The organism is Shewanella avicenniae (assembly GCF_017354945.1).
In the GTDB taxonomy this organism is placed as follows: Bacteria; Pseudomonadota; Gammaproteobacteria; order Enterobacterales; family Shewanellaceae; genus Shewanella; species Shewanella avicenniae.
In genome coordinates, this window is record NZ_CP071503.1 from 1,156,263 (window position 1) to 1,175,404 (window position 19,142).

The following is a 19,142-nucleotide window of genomic DNA, read 5'->3' on the forward strand; positions in this document are numbered from 1 at the left end:
GTTTTACCGCGGGTGAGAGCTTTTGACGGCACTATTCATTACTACTTTCTGGTTCATCCTGATCGGGGAGTTTAACCCGTAACTGGATCAATCGGCGAGTGTCAGCATTGATCACTTTGAATTCGTAACCACCGATGGTGATTTTTTCGTTACGCTCCGGCAGTCGACCAAAGGCATGACTGACCAAACCACCGACAGTATCAAACTCTTCATCGCTGAAATTACAACCAAAATGGTCGTTAAAATCATCGATTGGTGTGAGTGCTTTCACCATGAACACACGGCCACCGACTTTACGGATATCGGCTTCATTTTCCGAGTCATGGTCGAATTCATCTTCAATCTCGCCGACGATCTCTTCCAGAATATCCTCAATGGTCACCAGACCCGATACACCGCCGTATTCATCGACCACAATCGCCATGTGGTAGCGTTGTGAGCGAAACTCTTTCAGCAGTACGTCAACCCGTTTACTTTCAGGCACAACCACCGCAGGGCGGATGATTTGTTCCAATGAGAAAGGTTCATCGTTGTTATTAAAGCCATAAGGGATCAGATCTTTGGCCAGCAAAATGCCTTCGATATGGTCTTTGTCTTCATTCACAACCGGAAAACGCGAATGTGCGGAGGTGATGACGGTGTTAAGCACTTCTTCGACACCGTCAGTGTATTGAATAGCTACAATTTGTGAGCGTGGGATCATGATATCCCGTACGCGTAAATCCGAGACTTCCAGGACACCTTTGATCATCTCGCTAGTGTCTTCGGTAATGAGGTCACGCTGTTCAGCGTCTTGGATTACCTCAACCAGTTCTTCACGGTTCTGGGGTTCGCCCTGAAACAACTGGCTCACAATATCTAGCCAGCCCTTCTTTTGGGCGTTCGTACTCGGGGGGGTGTCGTCACTCATAGCGGTTCCTGTGCCTGACTTGCAGACAACTATTGCTCCTTGTAGGGGTCAGTAAAACCAAGGCTTTCAATTAGTTGGGTCTCAATGGACTCCATTTCTTCAGCCTCTTCGTCTTCAATATGATCATAACCTAGCAGATGCAGGCATCCATGCACAACCATATGTGCCCAATGGGCTTGCAACGGTTTGCCTTGTTCAGCGGCTTCTTGTTCAACCACCGGCACACAAATCACCAAGTCGCCGAGCAGTGGCAGGTCGATGCCAGGCGGGGCCTCAAACGGAAAAGACAGCACATTGGTTGGTTTATCTTTACCGCGATATTCGTGGTTCAGCTGTTGGCTTTCAGCTTCATCAACTAAGCGAATGGTCATTTCGGCCACTGGCATGGCATTGCCGATGGCGAGGGTGGCCCAACGCTCAAAATCCGCTTGTTGCGGCAGGTTTGTGGCCTCAGTGGCAATTTGTAAATCTAAATCGAGCTCAAGACTCATGATGCTGGGGTTCCATTACCGCGTCACGTTGCTCACGCGCTCTTTCGCGGGCAGCTTTGGTGGCTTGTTCAAGTTGTTCGTGTTTTTCGTAGGCTTCCACAATTCTTGCTACAACGGGGTGACGTACCACGTCTTTCGCTTGGAAGAAGTTAAAGCTGATTTCATCCACTTCTGACAACACTTCGATACAGTGGCGCAGTCCCGATTTAACGTGTTTCGGTAAGTCGATCTGGGTGATGTCACCGGTAATCACCGCTTTGGAATTAAAGCCAATCCGAGTGAGGAACATTTTCATCTGTTCAACGGTGGTGTTTTGGCTTTCATCCAAAATAATGAACGCGTCGTTAAGTGTACGGCCACGCATATAGGCCAGTGGCGCAATCTCAATCACGCTTTTCTCAATCAATCGTTCAACCTTTTCAAAGCCGAGCATTTCAAATAACGCGTCATACAGTGGGCGCAGATAGGGGTCGACCTTCTGACTTAAGTCACCGGGCAAGAACCCGAGCTTTTCACCTGCTTCAACCGCTGGACGAGTCAACAGAATACGGCGAATCTCTTGGCGTTCGAGCGCATCCACTGCTGCGGCCACCGCCAGATAGGTTTTCCCGGTACCAGCCGGGCCAATACCAAAACTGATGTCGTGTCGCACAATATTGCTCACGTATTGAGTTTGGTTTGGGTTGCGCGGCTTAATCACCCCTTTACGGGTTTTAATGAAGTGTTCTTTCGGCTGTTCGCTGTCGTCATCGGCTTCGATAGACACCGCTTCTTGAATCGCGATATGAACTTTTTCCGGCTCAAGATCGGGCGTGCTGCCTTTCATCGGCGCGGTTTCAACATAAAGGGTTTTCAGCAGGTTGCTGGCCGTTAAGCAGCCCTGAGCTTGACCGACAATGCGAAAGTGATTGTTGCGATAGCTGATTTCGACGCCGATACGACGTTCGAGTTGTTTGATGTTGTCATCAAAAGGACCACAGAGAGATGCCAGGCGGCGAGTGTCTGCCGGTTCCAAATAGAGGTCCATTGCAGTCAGTTTGTTGGACAAAAATAACTCCGAAAATTACTACAAGGTAAAAATTCAGTTTACGAGCCTATGGCGCGAATTGCCATTGAAAAAGTGTGTCGTAAAAAGTTGAAAGGCGACTTTCGCCGCCTTTTTTCGTATCGCTTATGGCGTGTAGGTGCCAACGCCCAGCGTATCTTCTTTCTGATGTTTAGTCACAATATCGATTGGACGCAGATTTTTGCGCAGATCCATCTCATCTTCGCCGCGAATAAACTTGCCGCGCAGTGAGTTGGTGTACACGTCCATAATCTCTACGTCGACAAATTTGCCGATATGCTGTGGTTGACCTTCAAAGTTCACCACACGATTGTTTTCGGTACGGCCACGCAGTTCCATTGGATTTTTCACCGATGGGCCTTCTACCAAAATACGTTGTACGGTGCCGAGCATTTGGCGGCTGTAACGCATCGCTTGGTGGGTAATGGTGTCTTGTAGACGTGCCAAACGCTGCTTTTTCTCTTCTAAATCGACATCATCTGGCAGGTCAGCCGCAGGCGTACCCGGGCGCGCGCTGTAGATAAAGCTGAAGCTATGGTCAAAGTTCACTTCTTCAATCAGCTTCATGGTGTCTTCAAAGTCTTCTGCGGTTTCACCTGGGAAGCCAACAATAAAGTCAGAGCTGATTTGAATATCAGGGCGCGCTTTGCGCAGACGACGGATAATCGACTTATATTCAATCGCCATGTGGCCACGTTTCATCTGGGTCAGAATACGGTCTGAGCCTGATTGCACCGGCAAGTGCAGGAAGCTGACCAACTCAGGCGTATCTTCGTAAACATCGATGATATCTTGAGTAAATTCAATCGGGTGACTGGTAGTAAAACGCAGACGGTCGATGCCATCAATGGCGGCGATGTAACGCAGCAATTCGGCAAAGCTACAGATTTCGCCATCATGTTTCGCACCGCGATAGGCGTTGACGTTTTGCCCCAAAAGGTTAACTTCACGTACGCCTTGCTCAGCCAGCTGCGCCACTTCCAAAATCACGTCATCCAGTGGACGGCTGACTTCTTCACCGCGAGTGTAAGGCACTACGCAGAATGAGCAGTATTTGCTGCAGCCTTCCATGATCGATACAAACGCCGTAGGGCCTTCAGCACGAGGCTCAGGCAGACGGTCGAATTTCTCGATTTCAGGGAAGCTCACATCGATTACCGCTTTATCACCGTTTTTCACCTGATTAATCATCTCAGGCAGACGGTGCAGGGTTTGCGGGCCAAACACGATATCAACACATTGAGCGCGTTCTTTAATGGCTTTGCCTTCTTGCGAAGCCACGCAACCACCTACGCCAATGATCAAATCTGGGTTTTTATCCTTGAGGTTTTTCCAGCGCCCTAGCTGATGAAACACTTTCTCCTGCGCCTTTTCACGAATCGAGCAGGTGTTCAACAACAGCACGTCAGCTTCTTCAGCCTCTTCTGTCAGGCTGTAGCCTTGGAATTCGTTTAATAGGTCGGCCATCTTTGCTGAGTCATACTCATTCATCTGACAGCCCCAAGTTTTAATATGGAGTTTTTTACTCATCAGTTTTGCCGCGCTCTCACATACCACATAGGAAAAATAGCGCGCTATTTTACCTGCGAAGCTGCAAGCATGCCAATACTCAGTGCGGGTAAAGCAAAAAATAACCATGGCTAGTGCAGCGTGGTCAAGATAATCCTACATAAAAATAATGGCTTAGCTACTTTTATCGCTCTCTTGAAACGCACTAAACCAACTCAGTTTGTTGGCCAATTGCAGTCAAAGTTGCGTCGGTGTTTACGCGGAATAGCCACAATTCATTCTCTGCAAGCTTTCCGTGAAATGTTGATTTACGGCATAATGCGCACCACATTCGTCGGTTATAGTGGTGCCTTTCTGATTTAACCCGCTCACTGCTTTGTTAAGGTTAACGCCTTATGATTCAGGCAGTAATCGCTTTTAGCCGTTCTCTAGTGACTGATAAGAAACGGCAGCATAAGCTGAGTCAGCGGCAAGCGAATCATCGCAGTGTTGGCCGCCTTTATTCGCCATTAAGGTGCGAGTAAGTGGGTTATCGTCGCGCTTTGCTCGGTGGGAACAAAGCCCACTATGTTGCGCGATGTCAGACCTCGCTCGATGAACCATTTATAAATAAAGCAATAGCAGTTAGCGAGTTTGGGCTGATTGTGCGCTGTAGGAATATCAATACGTGACAAAACAACATATTCAGCACGATGTGGTTATTATCGGCGGCGGTATGGTCGGCGCCGCTACTGCTATCGGTCTTGCGCAATTGGGGCTTTCCATTGCGGTGGTCGAATCTCGTCAGCCTCAAGCCTATGATCCTGACCAGCCTATTGATGTGCGGGTGTCTGCGATCAGTGTCGCTTCGGAAAACCTGTTAGCCAGATTAGGTGCATTGGATAGCTTGTGGCAGATGCGTAGCGTGCCTTATCGCGGGCTGGAAACATGGGAGATGGACGGGTTTATTACCCAGTTTGCAGCGCAGCAGCTAAACATGTCTCATCTTGGCCACATTGTCGAAAACCGTTTGGTGCAGTTAGCCTTGTGGCAACAGTTTTGCCAGTATGACAATCTGCATTGTTATTGCCCAGCAAAAGTGGCGCGTTTGGTCCGCGCAACGAACGGCATTGAAGTGAGTTTAGATAACGGCCAAGTCCTCGATGCGCGTTTGCTGGTAGGCGCTGACGGCGCCAACTCAATGGTACGCCAGTGGGCAGGCATTGGCGTGACCGGCTGGGATTATCGCCAAGCTTGTATGTTAATTAACATTGCCACTGAAGCTGACGAGCAAGATGTGACTTGGCAGCAGTTTACTCCCAAAGGCCCACGTTCATTATTGCCACTGCCGGGCAAAAATGCCTCGTTAGTCTGGTACGACGATGCCCATACCATTCGTGATTTAATGCAGCTGAGTAATAAGCAACTGAAACAAGCCATTGACCAACATTTTCCTGAGCGTCTCGACCGCAATTTTGAAGTGGTGGAACGTGGTAGTTTTCCGTTAACGCGCCGCCATGCAAAACAGTACCACAAAGATCATCTGGTGATTTTGGGGGATGCGGCTCATACCATTAACCCATTAGCGGGGCAGGGCGTTAACCTAGGTTTTAAAGATGTTGATGCGCTAATTCAGGTGATTGCTGCCGCGCAGCAAAGCGAACATCACTGGTGGAGCAAGCCGGTGTTGCAGCAATACCAACGTAAGCGTTGGTTTGATAATCAGCTGATGATGACAGGTATGGATCTGTTCTATGCGGGCTTCAGTAATGACTTACTGCCACTCAAATTAGTACGCAATGTGGGCTTAAAGCTGGCCAACTATAACAACCCAGTGAAGCAGCAAGTGCTGAAATATGCCCTAGGGCTGCAATAATCGCGTTAGCGATGATTTGTTGTTCTTTTGATTAGAGTGTTAAAATGCCGCGTTTTCCAATCCGCGGCATTTTTATTGATGCACTGCCGCGACGATTTGCGGCATTTTCATGAATGCCAAGTAGTGAAGATACAAATTCCATGACAGATATTAAGCTGGTAGTCGGATTAGGTAATCCCGGCGCCGAATATGAACAAACGCGGCATAACGCAGGGGTTTGGTATGTTGAACAGCTGGCCCGCCATTATGGTGCTACGCTGGTACCAGACAGCAAATATTTTGGTCTCAGTGCACGAGTAATCGTCAAAGGCCGTGATGTACGTTTGTTAGTACCTACTACCTTTATGAACCTTAGTGGTAAATCGGTATCAGCGCTGGCGAATTTCTTCAAGATTGAACCGCAGCAGATATTAGTGGCTCATGACGAGTTGGACATGCCGCCGGGCGTGGCAAAGTTCAAACTCGGCGGTGGTCATGGTGGCCATAACGGCTTGAAAGATATCATTGCCAAAATGGGCAACTGCAAAGATTTTTACCGTCTACGGATTGGCATTGGCCATCCCGGCGACAAAAGTAAGGTGAGTGGTTACGTACTGGGTAAGGCGCCACAAACTGAGCAACAGCTGATCGATGCCACCGTAGATGAAGCGGTTCGTGCCACCGATATTTTGCTGACAGATGATTTAACGAAAGCCATGAATCGCTTACACGCGTTTAAGGCTGAATGATTTTATAGCCGGTTAGCCGCCGGAATTTGAATGAAAAAAGGGTAATCACATGGGTTTTAAATGCGGCATCGTTGGTTTGCCAAACGTCGGTAAGTCGACTCTGTTTAACGCGTTAACGAAAGCGGGCATCGAAGCAGCCAACTTTCCATTTTGTACTATCGAGCCAAACACTGGCGTAGTGCCAGTACCAGACCCACGTTTGGATATACTGGCTGAGATCGTCAAACCTGAACGCGTACTGCCAACCACCATGGAATTTGTGGATATTGCCGGTTTGGTTGCTGGTGCATCTAAGGGTGAAGGTCTGGGCAACAAGTTCTTGGCTAACATTCGTGAAACTGATGCTATTGGTCACGTAGTGCGTTGCTTTGAGAACGACAACATTGTGCACGTGGCTAACAAAGTCAACCCAGCAAGCGACATCGAAGTGATCAACACTGAGTTGGCCTTGGCTGACTTGGACAGCTGCGAACGCGCCATCACCCGTCAGCAGAAGCGTGCTAAAGGCGGTGATAAAGATGCCAAGTTCGAAGTAGAAGTACTAGAAAAACTCAAGCCAGTGCTCGATGAAGGCAAAATGCTGCGTACGCTGGACCTGAGCAAAGAAGAGTTAGAAGCAGTTGCTTACCTGAACTTCTTAACCCTCAAACCCACCATGTTTATCGCCAACGTGTCTGAAGACGGTTTTGAGAACAACCCGCATCTGGACACAGTACGTGCCATTGCCGCCGAAGAAAACGCCATTGTTGTGCCGGTATGTGCCGCAATTGAATCTGAATTGGCTGAGATGGACGCAGAAGAGCGTGATGAGTTTATGGCGGATCTGGGCCTAGACGAACCAGGTCTTGACCGTGTGATCCGTGCCGGTTACGAATTGTTGAACCTGCAAACCTACTTCACCGCAGGCGTTAAAGAAGTGCGCGCATGGACTGTGCCTGTTGGTGCATCAGCGCCACAAGCGGCGGGTAAAATCCACACCGACTTCGAACGTGGCTTTATTCGTGCCCAAGTAATGTCTTACGACGATTTCGTGCAATTCAAGGGCGAGGCTGGTGCAAAAGAGGCTGGCAAGTTGCGTGTTGAAGGTAAAACTTATATCGTCAAAGACGGCGATGTAATGCATTTCTTGTTTAACGTTTAATCGCGTATTGTGGCTGCAGCGGTCGTTTGGCCGCTGAATTAAGCCTTGTTTGAACAATGGTTACCCACTTTGGTGAGTTTATAGCCGAACGGTGTTAAAGCTGTGATTCTTACTAAAAAAGCTGTTGACCTGTTTCAGACGAATAAGCATAATACGCCCCGTTCTCTCGGGAGAGAGACGGAAAAGATTTAGTGGCAATGTAGCTCAGCTGGTTAGAGCACAGCACTCATAATGCTGGGGTCGCAGGTTCAAGTCCCGCCATTGCTACCATCCTTCTTAGGATGTCATCATCTCGATGCGGGAGTGGTGAAATTGGTAGACACGCCAGATTTAGGTTCTGGTGCCGCAAGGTGTGAGAGTTCAAGTCTCTCCTCCCGTACCATTTTCGAGTGATGAGCTAAACTTTTTAAGTTGTTGGGGTATCGCCAAGCGGTAAGGCACCGGTTTTTGATACCGGCATCCCCTGGTTCGAATCCAGGTACCCCAGCCATCTCCCCGCAATCCTTATTGGGGTATCGCCAAGCGGTAAGGCACCGGTTTTTGATACCGGCATTCCCTGGTTCGAATCCAGGTACCCCAGCCATTGTGGCAATGTAGCTCAGCTGGTTAGAGCACAGCACTCATAATGCTGGGGTCGCAGGTTCAAGTCCCGCCATTGCTACCATTTAATTTGCGTGAAAATAACATCCTTGATGTTACTTCAGTTGGGGTATCGCCAAGCGGTAAGGCACCGGTTTTTGATACCGGCATCCCCTGGTTCGAATCCAGGTACCCCAGCCATTTTCTCTTCTTGTTTTAAATTCCCATTTAGTTTGTTTTAGTTCTGCGTTTGATAGCGTGGTTTTCGTGTTTCTGCGTTTTGTACTTTTAGCGCTGCCATGATTTATCGCTACGCAATTGCATTTATGGCTGACAGTCATTGCAACCAGCGGTTGCGAAAGCTTGATGGCTTCGCCATACCAAGCTGCGCTTGGCAGAAATCACTGCGTGATTGCAAACTGCGTTTGCCAAAGTCGTGGAACTACTCGTTCCACACCAGAGCCAAAGGGCGATGCTCGTCCCTCGCCCTTTGGAAACCCGACGACGCCCCACGTCGCGAAACGCTACGGCGCTTCTGGTTTGCCATTTTCGCAAATCGCCGCCAACTCGGAATCCATTCCTCGGCGCGGCTTCTTCGACATCCTGTCTCGATTGCTCAACGGCTGCCCAACGCTCCTTCGCCGCGCCAAGGGAAATCGGTGCTGCATTCAGATTGAAGATGTTGATTAACTTGGCTAAATCTATTGTGTTAAATTGCATGTCCGCATAAATTAAGCGGTGAAAGTAACTAACTGTAAAATCAAGTGGATAAACAAATTGAGGCACTAGTTCCATGTTCAGTTGCTGCGTGGTCTATTTCGCTGACATTGGGCTGACCATCGAAAAAGGGCCACTCTGATTTGTGTCAGATTGTGATATTAGTAATGTTGTATTCTAACTAGTAGTCTTTTGAATCATATTGTTGGGAGGCGTTATCGACATTTCATCCGAAACTATATCGATTATAGCGGCGCTAATTTCAGGTTTATCGGCTTTGTACGCCCGTTGGGCAGTAAATGAGTCTAAAAAAGCCAACGAGCTAAATCGATTTAAAGCGCTTCTTGATTTAAAAGCTGGATACCTAAATGAGATGAATCAGCAATTGAAAGCTGCAAAAGATTGGGGACTTAATGATAGCTTTACTCAAGCTTGCCGCGAAAAATATGCAGAGGTCGATTCTAAGTATCGTGAAGTTTGTAGCGAGATCGATAAATTCCACATTAGCTTGGTAAACAACAAGCAATAAAAAACGCACCCTTGGGTGCGTTTTTTGTCTCAATCAAGCAAGCGCTTATTGATGGAACATCGCTGAGATTGACTCTTCGTTGCTCACGCGGCGAATAGCTTCTGCCAGTACGCCTGACATGGTCAATTGGGTGACGCGACCTGAAGCTTGCATTTCAGCACTCAATGGGATGGTGTCAGTGATGATCACTTCATCAATCATTGATTCTTTGATGTTGGTTGGTGCGTTACCAGAGAACACTGGGTGTGTTGCGTAAGCAAACACGCGGTTAGCGCCATGGGCTTTCAGTGCTTCAGCGGCTTTACAAAGTGTACCGCCGGTATCGATCATATCGTCAACGATGATACAGTCACGGCCTTCAACATCACCGATGATGTGCATAACTTGCGCAACGTTCGCTTGTGGACGACGTTTGTCGATGATCGCTAAGTCTGAATCATCCATCAGTTTCGCAACAGCACGGGCACGTACTACGCCGCCGATGTCTGGAGAAACAACCACTGGATTTTCAAACTTCTTAGACAGCATGTGTTCTAGCAGCACTGGGCTACCGAAAACGTTGTCTACTGGCACATCAAAGAAGCCTTGGATCTGCTCTGCGTGCAGGTCACAGGTCAGTACGCGGTCAACACCTACGCTAGACAGGAAGTCAGCCACTACTTTTGCAGTGATAGGTACACGAGCACTACGCACGCGACGGTCCTGACGAGCATAACCGAAGTAAGGGATTACGGCGGTGATACGACCTGCCGAAGCACGACGCAGGGCATCAACCATAACCACCAATTCCATCAGGTTATCATTGGTAGGAGCACAGGTGGATTGGATAATGAACACATCCGCACCACGTACATTTTCATTAATCTGTACGCTGATTTCACCATCGCTGAAACGGCCAACCGTGGCGTCTCCAAGCTTACAAAAAAGACGATCTGCGATCTTCTTGGCGAGACTGGGGGTGGCATTCCCAGCAAAGAGCTTAATGTCGGGCACTTTAGGAACCTCGGGCGTTTGCTTTGTATAAGAACTGGGGGATAAAGTGACGCGCTTTATCCCTGAAGGAATCGGTTTAGAGTTCGCCTAAGCGGCTCATTAACGGGGAACGATTCAACCCCTTGGCAACAAATCCACGCAGGGTGGATGGCATTTGCTTAAAACAGCTTCGTGCTTGCTGCTCGTTGTCAAATTGACCAAATACACAGGCACCGGTACCGGTCATTCTAGACGGCGCATATTCTATCAGCCACGCCAGCGCATTGGCAACTTGCGAAAACTGCTCTGTGACCAATTTCTGACAGTCATTTTTCCATTCCGAGGACAATAAATCACACAATTGCAGTTTCGGCGTATCCCTTGGTAACGCTGGATGTTGAAATACTTCGGCGGTGGAAACATGCGCATCGGGCGCAATTACCACATACCAGTGTTCATCTAAATCGACAGGTTGTAATTTTTCCCCGACACCTTCGGCAAACGCTGCATGACCGCGAATAAACACCGGCACATCAGCGCCGAGCTTAAGGCCGAGCGCGGCCAATTCGTCTACTGATAAGCCACATTGCCATAAGGCATTGAGCGCCACTAACGTGGTGGCCGCATCGGATGAGCCACCGCCTAAGCCGCCACCCATTGGCAGTTGTTTATCGAGCCAAATCTCCGCGCCTTGCTGGCAGTCAGCCGCTTGTTGTAGTGCTTTGGCGGCTTTCACAATCAAGTTGTCTTCGGCGGCAACATCCATAGCGATATTGCTACGCAGCACAATCTCAGGTTTGGCGGTGACTTTCACATCAAGCCAATCGCCAAAATCGACAAACTGAAACAGGGTTTGCAGTTCGTGATAGCCATCGGCGCGACGGCCGTTGACGTGCAGAAAAAGGTTAAGCTTTGCTGGTGCTGGCCAGCCTAAAGATACAGTGTTGTCGCTCATTTAGCGGTTCCTTGCGGACGTTTTTCGGTAAGCGCTTGCCATTCATTCAGTTGAATTTTTAGCGAAAGCTCACCGCGTTCTAATGTCAGTAAGCGTGGTAATTGGTTGCTCTGTAATGTTTGCCAACTTTTATAGTCAATCTGCCACGGGGGTAATTGTCTGGCATCTTGCAACTTTTGCGGCAAGCCTTGCGCATCGGTTTTGATGATTGTGGCGTTGCCCGGCAGCCCCACAATCCACTGCGGCAGTTGGCTAATGGGGATTTGCCAGCCGCTTAGATGCTGTAGCAGCTCAGTGGCGTTAGCGCCTTGATAAGTGTTGCCGTCCACTTCAAGTGTCGCTGAGCGATTGTTCGACGTGAGCAGCATTAACGTGGAACCAATCATACTGGTCAGCCGCAGCTCTTCCGATTCAGGCGTATGTAACCAATAGAGGTTGGTACTGAATTTTTGTTCAGGGGTTTTGACCGCGATTTTGCCTTTTAACTCCCATGCTTTGGCTTGGCTCACCTGCGTCACTTGGGTGGGTTGCCACGCGCTTGGTGGCGTAATGCCACAGCCGCTCAATAACCAACTGCTCACGATTAGTACCGTTAGCTTGGTAAGAATATTGGAGATTGCTAATTTTGTGAGAGGCTTCAAATTAATCGTCGCTGATTCAAATTTTGATGGTGACTATGATACGAGCCCTTTGCGTTCCGAAACAACATATGTCTAAATGCGGCTCAATCAGCTTTTGCTGTTATTGAATTGAATTTGAGCAAGTATTGGTAAATAAACAAGATTAAAAGAGTTAAATAGACTTTTTTTATCTTTATTCGGTTTTGTTAAGCGTATTCTGTTTTTAGATTTGTCGATTCAGTAGAATGTTCGCATACAGATAGAATGACGCTAAGAGTCCAGAACGAGTCAGATGAGCCTAGTAGCAATTGGTATTAACCACAGAACTGCCACTGTTGACTTGCGCGAGAAAGTCGCCTTTTCCCCAGATACTATTCATGAAGCGATGAAGAGTCTTGCGCAGCAAGCGGGCAGTGGTGAAGCAGTGATCGTGTCTACCTGCAACAGAACAGAACTTTACTGTAACACTGAAAATGCTCAGCAAGTCGTGCAATGGTTAGAGCAGTATCATGCACTCAACCATGACGAGGTTGCCCCATGCCTTTACCAACATGAAGGCCAAAAAGCGGTTCAACATCTGATGCGCGTTGCATCAGGGTTAGATTCACTAGTACTCGGTGAACCGCAAATTTTAGGGCAGGTGAAGCAGGCATTTTCAAAAGCGAAAGAGTCTGGCACTGTTGCTGCGACCATGGATCGCCTGTTCCAAAACACCTTCTCCGTTGCCAAAAAAGTCCGCACTGAAACCGAAATCGGTTCTTCTGCTGTGTCGGTGGCGTTTGCCGCCGTGGTGATGGCGAAACAGATTTTCTCTTCCTTGAGCAACACTAAGGTGCTGTTGGTGGGTGCCGGTGAAACCATCGAGTTGGTGGCGCGTCACCTCAAAGAAAACGGCGTAGCCGCAATGGTGGTGGCAAACCGTACGCTTTCACGCGCTCAAGCCATGTGTGAAGAGTTCAACGCTCAAGCAATTACGCTAGAACAGATCCCAGACTATCTGCCAAAAGCCGATATCGTGATATCCTCTACCGCCAGCCCACTGCCGATACTTGGTAAAGGCATGGTGGAAAAAGCGCTGAAGCAGCGCCGCCATCAACCTATGTTGCTGGTTGATATTGCGGTACCTCGGGATATAGAAGCAGAAGTCGCAGACTTAGATGACGCTTATCTGTACACCGTGGACGATCTGCAAAGCATCGTGGAACAGAATATGGCTTCACGCCGTGAAGCCGCCGAAGAAGCGGAACTTATTACTGAAGAGCAATCTCACGAGTTTATGAAGTGGGTGCGCTCATTAGAGTCTGTCGACAGCATTCGTGAATATCGTACCCATTCCAATGAGATTAAAGATGAACTGTTGGAACGGGCGCTACACAAATTAACGCAGGGCAGTAATGCAGAGGAAGTGCTTCGTGAATTGGCTAATCGCCTGACGAACAAACTTATTCATGCGCCAACACAAGCGTTAACCGTAGCCAGTCGCCACGGCGATCTCAATGCACTTGGACAACTAAGAACCGCGCTCGGCTTAGATAAAGACTAAGGTTAGCGAGCTAAATGAAGGATTCCGTCATCCGCAAGCTGGAAGGCTTAGCGGAGCGTTATGAAGAAGTGCAGGCGTTGCTGAGCGATGCTGGCGTTATCTCTGATCAAGACAGATTTCGTGGTCTGTCCAAAGAATATGCACAACTCGAAGATGTCGTGAAGGGTTTTAGCGCGTTTAAGCAAGCACAAGCTGACTTAGAAACCGCTGAAGAGATGCTTCATGAAGATGATCCTGAGCTGAAAGAGATGGCTCAGGATGAGTTGAAAGCTGCCAAACAGACGCTTGAGCGTCTTGAAGGCGAGCTACAAATCCTGTTGTTACCTAAAGATCCTAACGACGAAACCAACGCCTTTTTGGAAATCCGTGCCGGAGCTGGTGGCGATGAAGCCGCGATTTTCGCGGGTGATCTGTTCCGTATGTACAGCCGTTATGCTGAAGCGCGTCGTTGGCAAGTCGAAGTCGTCAGCTCAAACGAAGGCGAGCATGGCGGTTTCAAAGAAGTCATTGCCCGCGTAGTGGGTGATGGCGTCTATGGCCGGTTGAAGTTTGAATCTGGCGGTCATCGTGTCCAACGCGTACCAGAAACTGAATCTCAAGGCCGTGTGCACACCTCCGCATGTACTGTAGCGGTCATGCACGAGGTGCCAGAAGCCGCGGCGGTTGAAATCAACCCAGCAGATCTGCGTATTGATACCTTCCGCTCCTCTGGTGCGGGTGGTCAGCACGTTAACAAAACCGATTCTGCTATCCGTATTACCCACTTACCTACCGGCTTGGTGGTGGAGTGTCAGGACGAGCGTTCACAGCACAAAAACAAGGCGCGCGCCTTGAGCGTGTTGGCTGCGCGTTTGCAAGCCGCTGAAGATGAAAAACGCCGCAGTGCTGAGGAATCTACTCGCCGTTCATTGGTGGGCAGTGGTGACCGCTCGGAACGTATTCGTACTTATAACTTCCCGCAAGGACGTTGTAGCGAACACCGTATCAACCTCACCCTGTATCGCCTTAATGAAATCATGGAAGGTGACTTGGATCAGTTGATTGATCCATTGCTTCAGGAGTATCAGGCGGATCAACTCGCCGCGCTCGCTGATGACTAAGGAGTGATAGGCATGAACAAACTCACGATTGGCGAGGCCGTTAAATGGGCGGTGGCACAACTGGCCACCAGTTCAGAGTCGGCGCAAATCGACGCAGAAGTATTACTGCTGCATTGCCTCGGCAAAGCGCGCAGTTTCATCTACAGTTGGCCGGAGCGGCCACTGAGTGAAGAACAACAGCGGCAATTTGAAGCCTTAGTTGGCCGTCGCGCCAAGGGGACGCCAGTGGCGCACATCCTCGGTGAGCGTGAGTTTTGGTCTTTGCCATTTATGGTCAACGATTCTACCTTGATCCCCCGCGCGGATACCGAGATCTTGGTAGAAACCGCATTGAATCTCAATCTTCCCGCCGCTACTCAAGCACTTGACTTAGGCACGGGCACGGGGGCGATTGCCTTGGCATTAGCCCACGAGCGTCCACAGTGGCAGATGACCGCCGTGGATAAAGTGGCTGATGCCGTTGCGCTGGCTCAGGCCAACCGCGAGCGGCTCAAGTTACCGCAGGTTGAAATTCTGCAGAGTGATTGGTTCAGTGCTGTCAGTGGCCGTAAATTCGATCTGATTGTGTCTAATCCGCCTTATATTGCTGAGGCAGATGAGCATTTGGATGCTGGTGATGTGCGCTTTGAGCCGCGTTCAGCGTTGACTGCCGCCAATGATGGATTTGCTGACCTGTTCCATATTGCCGAACATGCACGGCAGTATCTGCATCAAGGCGGTTATATCCTGTTGGAGCACGGCTACACCCAAGGCCCAACGGTGCGGGCTGAATTGCAGCGTTTAGGTTATCAAAACGTTGCAACCGTGCGTGACTTTGGCTCCAACGAGCGTTGTTCGCTGGGAACTTGGCTCGGTTAACACTGCTCAATCACTTGAAAGTTGCTGCTTTTATCCCCAGATCACCACTATGGCGCAATCCATCTTCGCTATCCGGTTGGAGAGCCACTGCGCCATAGGTTACACTGTCGCCTTTGATCTCGACGGCGAAATTTCATGGATAATATGTACACGATTTACACCGCAGTTAAGCATTTTCATCTACTGATGATTGGCCTAAGTGTGATGTTGTTTATTGCGCGCTTTGGCATGAAGCTAAAAGGTTCTGCGTTACTGCAAAAGAAGTGGTTGCGTATTGCACCGCACGCAATTGACACCTTGTTGTTACTCTCCGGGATTTCGCTCAGCGTTATCATCAGCCAATACCCCTTCGTTGACGGTTGGATTACTGAAAAGCTGGTGGCAGTGATTGCATATATCGTGCTGGCGGCTATCGCAATGAAGGCCAATCGCGGCACCATGTTCCGCATTTTTGCTTTTGTTGGTGCCTTGGGCTGGTTGGCGTTTGCGGCCAAGTTAGCCGTGCTAAAACGGGTGGTATTTTTCTAAGTGATGAAAAAATTTTCCTTTAATGACAAATCATTGACCTTACCAGATAGTGCGTTTGAACTGGTTGAACACTTAGGGTTTAACTCAGTAAAACAGGCACAATGGGCGTGGTTTGAGTTATCGGGTGCTGTTGTCAGTCATTATCTGGCCGATGAAGCGCAGCGCCTGCAAGCGCTGTTGAATTTCTTTTATAAAGAGCGTGGTTTTAAAGCGGCGGATGAGTATTTCTCCATCGCTGCCGCCGACTTAGGCATGTGCTTTATGCTGCGGCGCGGTAACTCCACCACCTTAGCAACGGCGTTGATGCTGTTAGCGCGGCAACTCGATTTGCCGATGCAGTTGTTGTTGCTGCCGGGCACTACGGTGATTGCGTGCGAGTCAGCAGGCGAGTTTCGTTATATTGACCCGCTCACCGGCAACTTTTTGTCGCGTCATCATCTGCACGCGTTAGTCAAAGGTGAACTCGGTAATGCTGCGCCATTTAAAGCACGTTATCTCAAGCCCGGCAGTAATAAACTCATATTGATGCGGATGATGAGCGAGCTAAAAGCCGCGTGTGTGTTGACCCATGAATTTGAAGCGGCAATGGAATGCTGTAATTTGATGCTGGAATGGTTCCCTGATGAGCTAAATCTGCATCGTGAGCGAGCCTTTATTGCCCATCAGCTGGGCGCGATTCATGTGGCAACCGCTGATTTACAATTTTTTATTGATAACAATCCCCACGATCCTATGGTGGAATTGGTGAAGATGCAGCTGCGCGAACTCGGTGAGGAGTCGCAGACCTTTCACTGATCCTTCAGCTGGTTAGGGGGAGTAGACTTCTGGGAGAACCCTTGTTTATGACGACCGCTCTGGTTACCAACGACGCTACGGCGCTGGGCTTGCTGGCCGCCATATTAGGATTTGTGTTTTACACCAACAGCAGTGAACATCCATTTTGGCAGAAGTTTTACCGCTTTGTGCCAGCGCTGTTGTTGTGTTACTTCATTCCTTCACTGTTAAACACCTTTGGTATTGTCGATGGCCATGAATCAAAATTGTATTTTGTGGCCTCACGCTATCTGCTTCCTGCTTGTTTGGTGCTATTGATTCTCAGTGTGGATTTAAAAGCGATTTTAAGTCTCGGCCCCAAAGCATTAATGATGTTTTTGACCGGTACCTTGGGCATCGTCATCGGCGGGCCGATTGCGCTACTGATTATGTCGGCGATTGATCCATCGTTAACAGGCAACCACGGTCCGGATGCGGTGTGGCGCGGCATGACCACTCTGGCGGGCAGCTGGATTGGCGGTGGTGCCAACCAAGCGGCAATGAAAGAAGTGTATGACGTGGGTGGCAACATCTTCTCGGTGATGGTGACCGTCGATGTGATTGTTGCCAACATCTGGATGGCAGTGTTGCTGTTCCTCGCGTCAAACGCGAAGAAGATTGATACCGCAACCGGTGCGGATACTTCGGCGATTGATAGCCTGCGTGAAAAAGTCGAAAAATATCACGCGGAAAATGCCCGTATTCCGAGCTTGCGTGACTTAATGTTGATAGTCGCAGTAGGTTTTGCGGTGACTGGTGTTGCCCATTTCTGTGCCGATTGGTTAGCGCCGTTCTTTAGTGAGCACTATCCTTGGACCGAAAAATATAGCCTGACCTCTTCGTTCTTCTGGTTGGTGGTGATTGTGACCACTGTCGGGTTGGCAATGTCATTTACCCCTGCACGCCATTTAGAAGCGGCAGGCGCCTCGAAAGTTGGCTCTGCGTATCTGTATATTCTGGTGGCGACCATTGGTTTGCATATGGATGTCACCAAAATCCTCGATACGCCAGAATACTTCTTCCTTGGCATTATTTGGATGATTGTTCATGCCGGATTAATGCTGCTGGTGGCGAAACTTATCCGTGCGCCGCTGTTTTACATGGCGGTGGGCAGCCAAGCCAACGTGGGTGGTGCTGCATCGGCGCCGGTGGTGGCTGCGGCATTCCACCCTGCGCTGGCACCCGTTGGCGTATTGCTGGCGGTATTTGGTTATGCGCTCGGCACCTATATGGCGTGGTTGTGTGGCCAGTTATTGCAAGTCGTGGGTAACTAATTGTTAAGTTAACTGCTGCGGTTGCGGCATGGTAGAGAGATTCAAGACAACGATGAAAAGCATCAAACTCGGCAATATTGAGATTGCCAACAACAAGCCATTTGTACTGTTTGGCGGCATGAACGTTCTCGAATCACGCGACTTGGCAATGCAGATTGCTGAGACTTACGCTGAGGTAACCAGCAAGCTGGGTATTCCTTACGTATTTAAGGCGTCGTTCGATAAAGCCAATCGTTCATCAGTAAACTCTTACCGTGGCCCCGGTATGGAAGAAGGTTTGAAGATCTTTCAAGAGATCAAAGACACCTTCAACTTGCCGCTGATCACCGACGTTCACGAGCCGTATCAATGTGCGCCAGTAGCTGAAGTGGTTGATATCATTCAGTTGCCTGCGTTTTTGGCGCGCCAAACTGATTTAGTGGTGGCGATGGCGAAAACCGGTGCCATTATCAACGTGAAAAAACCGCAATTTTTGGCGCCGCACGAGATGCGTCACATCATCAAGAAGTTCAATGAAGCCGGTAACGATGAAATCATTCTGTGCGAGCGCGGCAGCTGCTTTGGTTATAACAACTTAGTGGTGGATATGCTCGGTATGGATGAGATGAAGCAAAGCGGTTATCCAGTGATTTTTGATGCAACCCACGCGCTGCAACGTCCGGGCGGTCGTGAAGATTCTGCGGGTGGTCGTCGCGCTCAAGCGACTGAACTGGCGCGCTCAGGTATGGCATTAGGGTTGGCGGGGTTGTTTATTGAAGCGCATCCAAATCCTGACCAAGCCAAGTGCGATGGTCCATGTGCGCTGCCGCTGCAGCAACTGGAAGCCTATTTGACTCAGATGAAAGCCGTGGATGATCTGGTTAAATCGTTCGCGCCGATTGATACCAGCAAATAAGCTATAGCCGTCGTTACGGCTCATGCTATTGTGCAACGCTCGGTTTTCGCCGAGCGTTG

The 19,142-nt window shown here is 49.2% G+C and carries 19 protein-coding genes and 6 tRNA genes; 17 read left to right on the forward strand and 8 right to left on the reverse strand.

Features of this window, described 5'->3' with window-relative positions:
* Positions 1-31: 31 nt before the first annotated feature.
* The 4 genes from corC to miaB all read right to left on the reverse strand — a co-directional run bounded on the left by corC (position 32) and on the right by miaB (position 3,997).
* Entirely contained in the window at positions 32-910 is an 879-nt protein-coding gene (gene corC / locus JYB87_RS05005) for a CNNM family magnesium/cobalt transport protein CorC (protein WP_207355808.1), read from the reverse strand.
* A 29-nt stretch (positions 911-939) separates the two neighbouring features.
* Positions 940-1,401, reverse strand: coding sequence for an rRNA maturation RNase YbeY (gene ybeY, locus JYB87_RS05010; protein WP_207355809.1), 462 nt, complete (start codon positions 1,399-1,401; stop codon positions 940-942).
* Positions 1,391-2,449 carry a PhoH family protein gene (locus JYB87_RS05015; RefSeq protein WP_207355810.1) on the reverse strand — a complete coding sequence of 353 codons (1,059 nt, stop codon included), beginning with the start codon at positions 2,447-2,449 and terminating at the stop codon, positions 1,391-1,393. Before JYB87_RS05015 ends, ybeY begins: the two co-directional genes overlap by 11 nt.
* Before the next feature lie 123 nt (positions 2,450-2,572).
* The gene (miaB, locus tag JYB87_RS05020; RefSeq protein WP_207355811.1) at positions 2,573-3,997 is read right to left on the reverse strand and encodes a tRNA (N6-isopentenyl adenosine(37)-C2)-methylthiotransferase MiaB; all 1,425 of its coding nucleotides are present in this window, start codon (positions 3,995-3,997) and stop codon (positions 2,573-2,575) included.
* A gap of 646 nt (positions 3,998-4,643) precedes the next feature.
* Between miaB and JYB87_RS05025 the strand changes: the two genes are divergently transcribed.
* The 9 genes from JYB87_RS05025 to JYB87_RS05065 all read left to right on the forward strand — a co-directional run bounded on the left by JYB87_RS05025 (position 4,644) and on the right by JYB87_RS05065 (position 8,480).
* Positions 4,644-5,831: an FAD-dependent oxidoreductase gene (locus JYB87_RS05025; protein WP_228729947.1), complete on the forward strand. Its 1,188-nt coding sequence runs from the start codon at positions 4,644-4,646 to the stop codon at positions 5,829-5,831.
* Positions 5,832-5,971: 140 nt separating this feature from the next.
* A complete protein-coding gene (pth, locus tag JYB87_RS05030) occupies positions 5,972-6,559 on the forward strand; it encodes an aminoacyl-tRNA hydrolase (protein ID WP_207355812.1) in 588 nt (195 codons plus the stop codon).
* A 49-nt stretch (positions 6,560-6,608) separates the two neighbouring features.
* Positions 6,609-7,700 carry a redox-regulated ATPase YchF gene (ychF, locus tag JYB87_RS05035; RefSeq protein WP_207355813.1) on the forward strand — a complete coding sequence of 364 codons (1,092 nt, stop codon included), beginning with the start codon at positions 6,609-6,611 and terminating at the stop codon, positions 7,698-7,700.
* Between the two features lie 193 nt (positions 7,701-7,893).
* A tRNA-Met gene (locus tag JYB87_RS05040) sits at positions 7,894-7,970 on the forward strand.
* A 27-nt stretch (positions 7,971-7,997) separates the two neighbouring features.
* A tRNA-Leu gene (locus tag JYB87_RS05045) sits at positions 7,998-8,082 on the forward strand.
* 33 nt (positions 8,083-8,115) lie between these two features.
* Positions 8,116-8,190, forward strand: a tRNA-Gln gene (locus JYB87_RS05050).
* 18 nt (positions 8,191-8,208) lie between these two features.
* Positions 8,209-8,283 (forward strand) — tRNA-Gln (locus JYB87_RS05055).
* 4 nt (positions 8,284-8,287) lie between these two features.
* Positions 8,288-8,364: transfer RNA gene (locus JYB87_RS05060), tRNA-Met, on the forward strand.
* A 41-nt stretch (positions 8,365-8,405) separates the two neighbouring features.
* A tRNA-Gln gene (locus JYB87_RS05065) sits at positions 8,406-8,480 on the forward strand.
* 123 nt (positions 8,481-8,603) lie between these two features.
* On the opposite strand, the gene JYB87_RS05070 is transcribed toward JYB87_RS05065, so the two are convergent.
* Entirely contained in the window at positions 8,604-9,074 is a 471-nt protein-coding gene (locus JYB87_RS05070) for a hypothetical protein (protein ID WP_207355814.1), read from the reverse strand.
* A 127-nt stretch (positions 9,075-9,201) separates the two neighbouring features.
* Here JYB87_RS05070 and JYB87_RS05075 point away from each other — a divergent pair, with 127 nt between their 5' ends.
* Positions 9,202-9,525: a hypothetical protein gene (locus JYB87_RS05075; protein ID WP_228729948.1), complete on the forward strand. Its 324-nt coding sequence runs from the start codon at positions 9,202-9,204 to the stop codon at positions 9,523-9,525.
* A 45-nt stretch (positions 9,526-9,570) separates the two neighbouring features.
* Here JYB87_RS05075 and JYB87_RS05080 read toward each other — a convergent pair whose 3' ends face one another.
* The 3 genes from JYB87_RS05080 to lolB form a co-directional block, all read right to left on the reverse strand.
* A complete protein-coding gene (locus JYB87_RS05080; protein ID WP_207355815.1) occupies positions 9,571-10,518 on the reverse strand; it encodes a ribose-phosphate pyrophosphokinase in 948 nt (315 codons plus the stop codon).
* Between the two features lie 76 nt (positions 10,519-10,594).
* Positions 10,595-11,452, reverse strand: a complete 858-nt coding sequence (gene ispE / locus JYB87_RS05085) for a 4-(cytidine 5'-diphospho)-2-C-methyl-D-erythritol kinase (protein WP_207355816.1) — start codon at positions 11,450-11,452, stop codon at positions 10,595-10,597.
* Positions 11,449-12,033, reverse strand: a complete 585-nt coding sequence (gene lolB, locus JYB87_RS05090; RefSeq protein ID WP_228729949.1) for a lipoprotein insertase outer membrane protein LolB — start codon at positions 12,031-12,033, stop codon at positions 11,449-11,451. The genes ispE and lolB overlap by 4 nt, the downstream gene beginning before the upstream one ends.
* Before the next feature lie 331 nt (positions 12,034-12,364).
* Here lolB and hemA point away from each other — a divergent pair, with 331 nt between their 5' ends.
* The 7 genes from hemA (at position 12,365) to kdsA (ending at position 19,083) form a co-directional block, all read left to right on the forward strand.
* Positions 12,365-13,615 carry a glutamyl-tRNA reductase gene (gene hemA, locus JYB87_RS05095; protein WP_207355817.1) on the forward strand — a complete coding sequence of 417 codons (1,251 nt, stop codon included), beginning with the start codon at positions 12,365-12,367 and terminating at the stop codon, positions 13,613-13,615.
* 14 nt (positions 13,616-13,629) lie between these two features.
* Entirely contained in the window at positions 13,630-14,715 is a 1,086-nt protein-coding gene (gene prfA, locus JYB87_RS05100) for a peptide chain release factor 1 (protein ID WP_207355818.1), read from the forward strand.
* 12 nt (positions 14,716-14,727) lie between these two features.
* Positions 14,728-15,573, forward strand: a complete 846-nt coding sequence (gene prmC / locus JYB87_RS05105) for a peptide chain release factor N(5)-glutamine methyltransferase (RefSeq protein WP_207355819.1) — start codon at positions 14,728-14,730, stop codon at positions 15,571-15,573.
* A 135-nt stretch (positions 15,574-15,708) separates the two neighbouring features.
* On the forward strand, positions 15,709-16,101 hold the full coding sequence (locus JYB87_RS05110; protein WP_207355820.1) for a SirB2 family protein: 393 nt from the start codon (positions 15,709-15,711) through the stop codon (positions 16,099-16,101).
* 3 nt (positions 16,102-16,104) lie between these two features.
* Positions 16,105-16,896, forward strand: a complete 792-nt coding sequence (locus tag JYB87_RS05115; protein WP_207355821.1) for a transglutaminase family protein — start codon at positions 16,105-16,107, stop codon at positions 16,894-16,896.
* Between the two features lie 47 nt (positions 16,897-16,943).
* A complete protein-coding gene (locus JYB87_RS05120; protein ID WP_207355822.1) occupies positions 16,944-18,188 on the forward strand; it encodes a DUF819 family protein in 1,245 nt (414 codons plus the stop codon).
* Between the two features lie 52 nt (positions 18,189-18,240).
* Positions 18,241-19,083 (forward strand): 3-deoxy-8-phosphooctulonate synthase, encoded by an 843-nt coding sequence (gene kdsA / locus JYB87_RS05125; RefSeq protein WP_207355823.1) that lies wholly within the window; start codon positions 18,241-18,243, stop codon positions 19,081-19,083.
* The last annotated feature ends 59 nt before the right edge of the window (positions 19,084-19,142 follow it).

Coding starts and splice junctions, on each gene's coding strand:
- JYB87_RS05115 (WP_207355821.1), top strand. CDS start 16,105: ATGAAAAAATTTTCCTTTAATGACAAATCATTGACCTTACCAGATAGT.
- miaB (WP_207355811.1), bottom strand. CDS start 3,997: ATGAGTAAAAAACTCCATATTAAAACTTGGGGCTGTCAGATGAATGAG.
- pth (WP_207355812.1), top strand. CDS start 5,972: ATGACAGATATTAAGCTGGTAGTCGGATTAGGTAATCCCGGCGCCGAA.
- JYB87_RS05120 (WP_207355822.1), top strand. CDS start 16,944: ATGACGACCGCTCTGGTTACCAACGACGCTACGGCGCTGGGCTTGCTG.
- JYB87_RS05070 (WP_207355814.1), bottom strand. CDS start 9,074: ATGGAACTAGTGCCTCAATTTGTTTATCCACTTGATTTTACAGTTAGT.
- JYB87_RS05110 (WP_207355820.1), top strand. CDS start 15,709: ATGGATAATATGTACACGATTTACACCGCAGTTAAGCATTTTCATCTA.
- hemA (WP_207355817.1), top strand. CDS start 12,365: ATGAGCCTAGTAGCAATTGGTATTAACCACAGAACTGCCACTGTTGAC.
- ispE (WP_207355816.1), bottom strand. CDS start 11,452: ATGAGCGACAACACTGTATCTTTAGGCTGGCCAGCACCAGCAAAGCTT.
- prmC (WP_207355819.1), top strand. CDS start 14,728: ATGAACAAACTCACGATTGGCGAGGCCGTTAAATGGGCGGTGGCACAA.
- kdsA (WP_207355823.1), top strand. CDS start 18,241: ATGAAAAGCATCAAACTCGGCAATATTGAGATTGCCAACAACAAGCCA.
- prfA (WP_207355818.1), top strand. CDS start 13,630: ATGAAGGATTCCGTCATCCGCAAGCTGGAAGGCTTAGCGGAGCGTTAT.
- ybeY (WP_207355809.1), bottom strand. CDS start 1,401: ATGAGTCTTGAGCTCGATTTAGATTTACAAATTGCCACTGAGGCCACA.
- corC (WP_207355808.1), bottom strand. CDS start 910: ATGAGTGACGACACCCCCCCGAGTACGAACGCCCAAAAGAAGGGCTGG.
- ychF (WP_207355813.1), top strand. CDS start 6,609: ATGGGTTTTAAATGCGGCATCGTTGGTTTGCCAAACGTCGGTAAGTCG.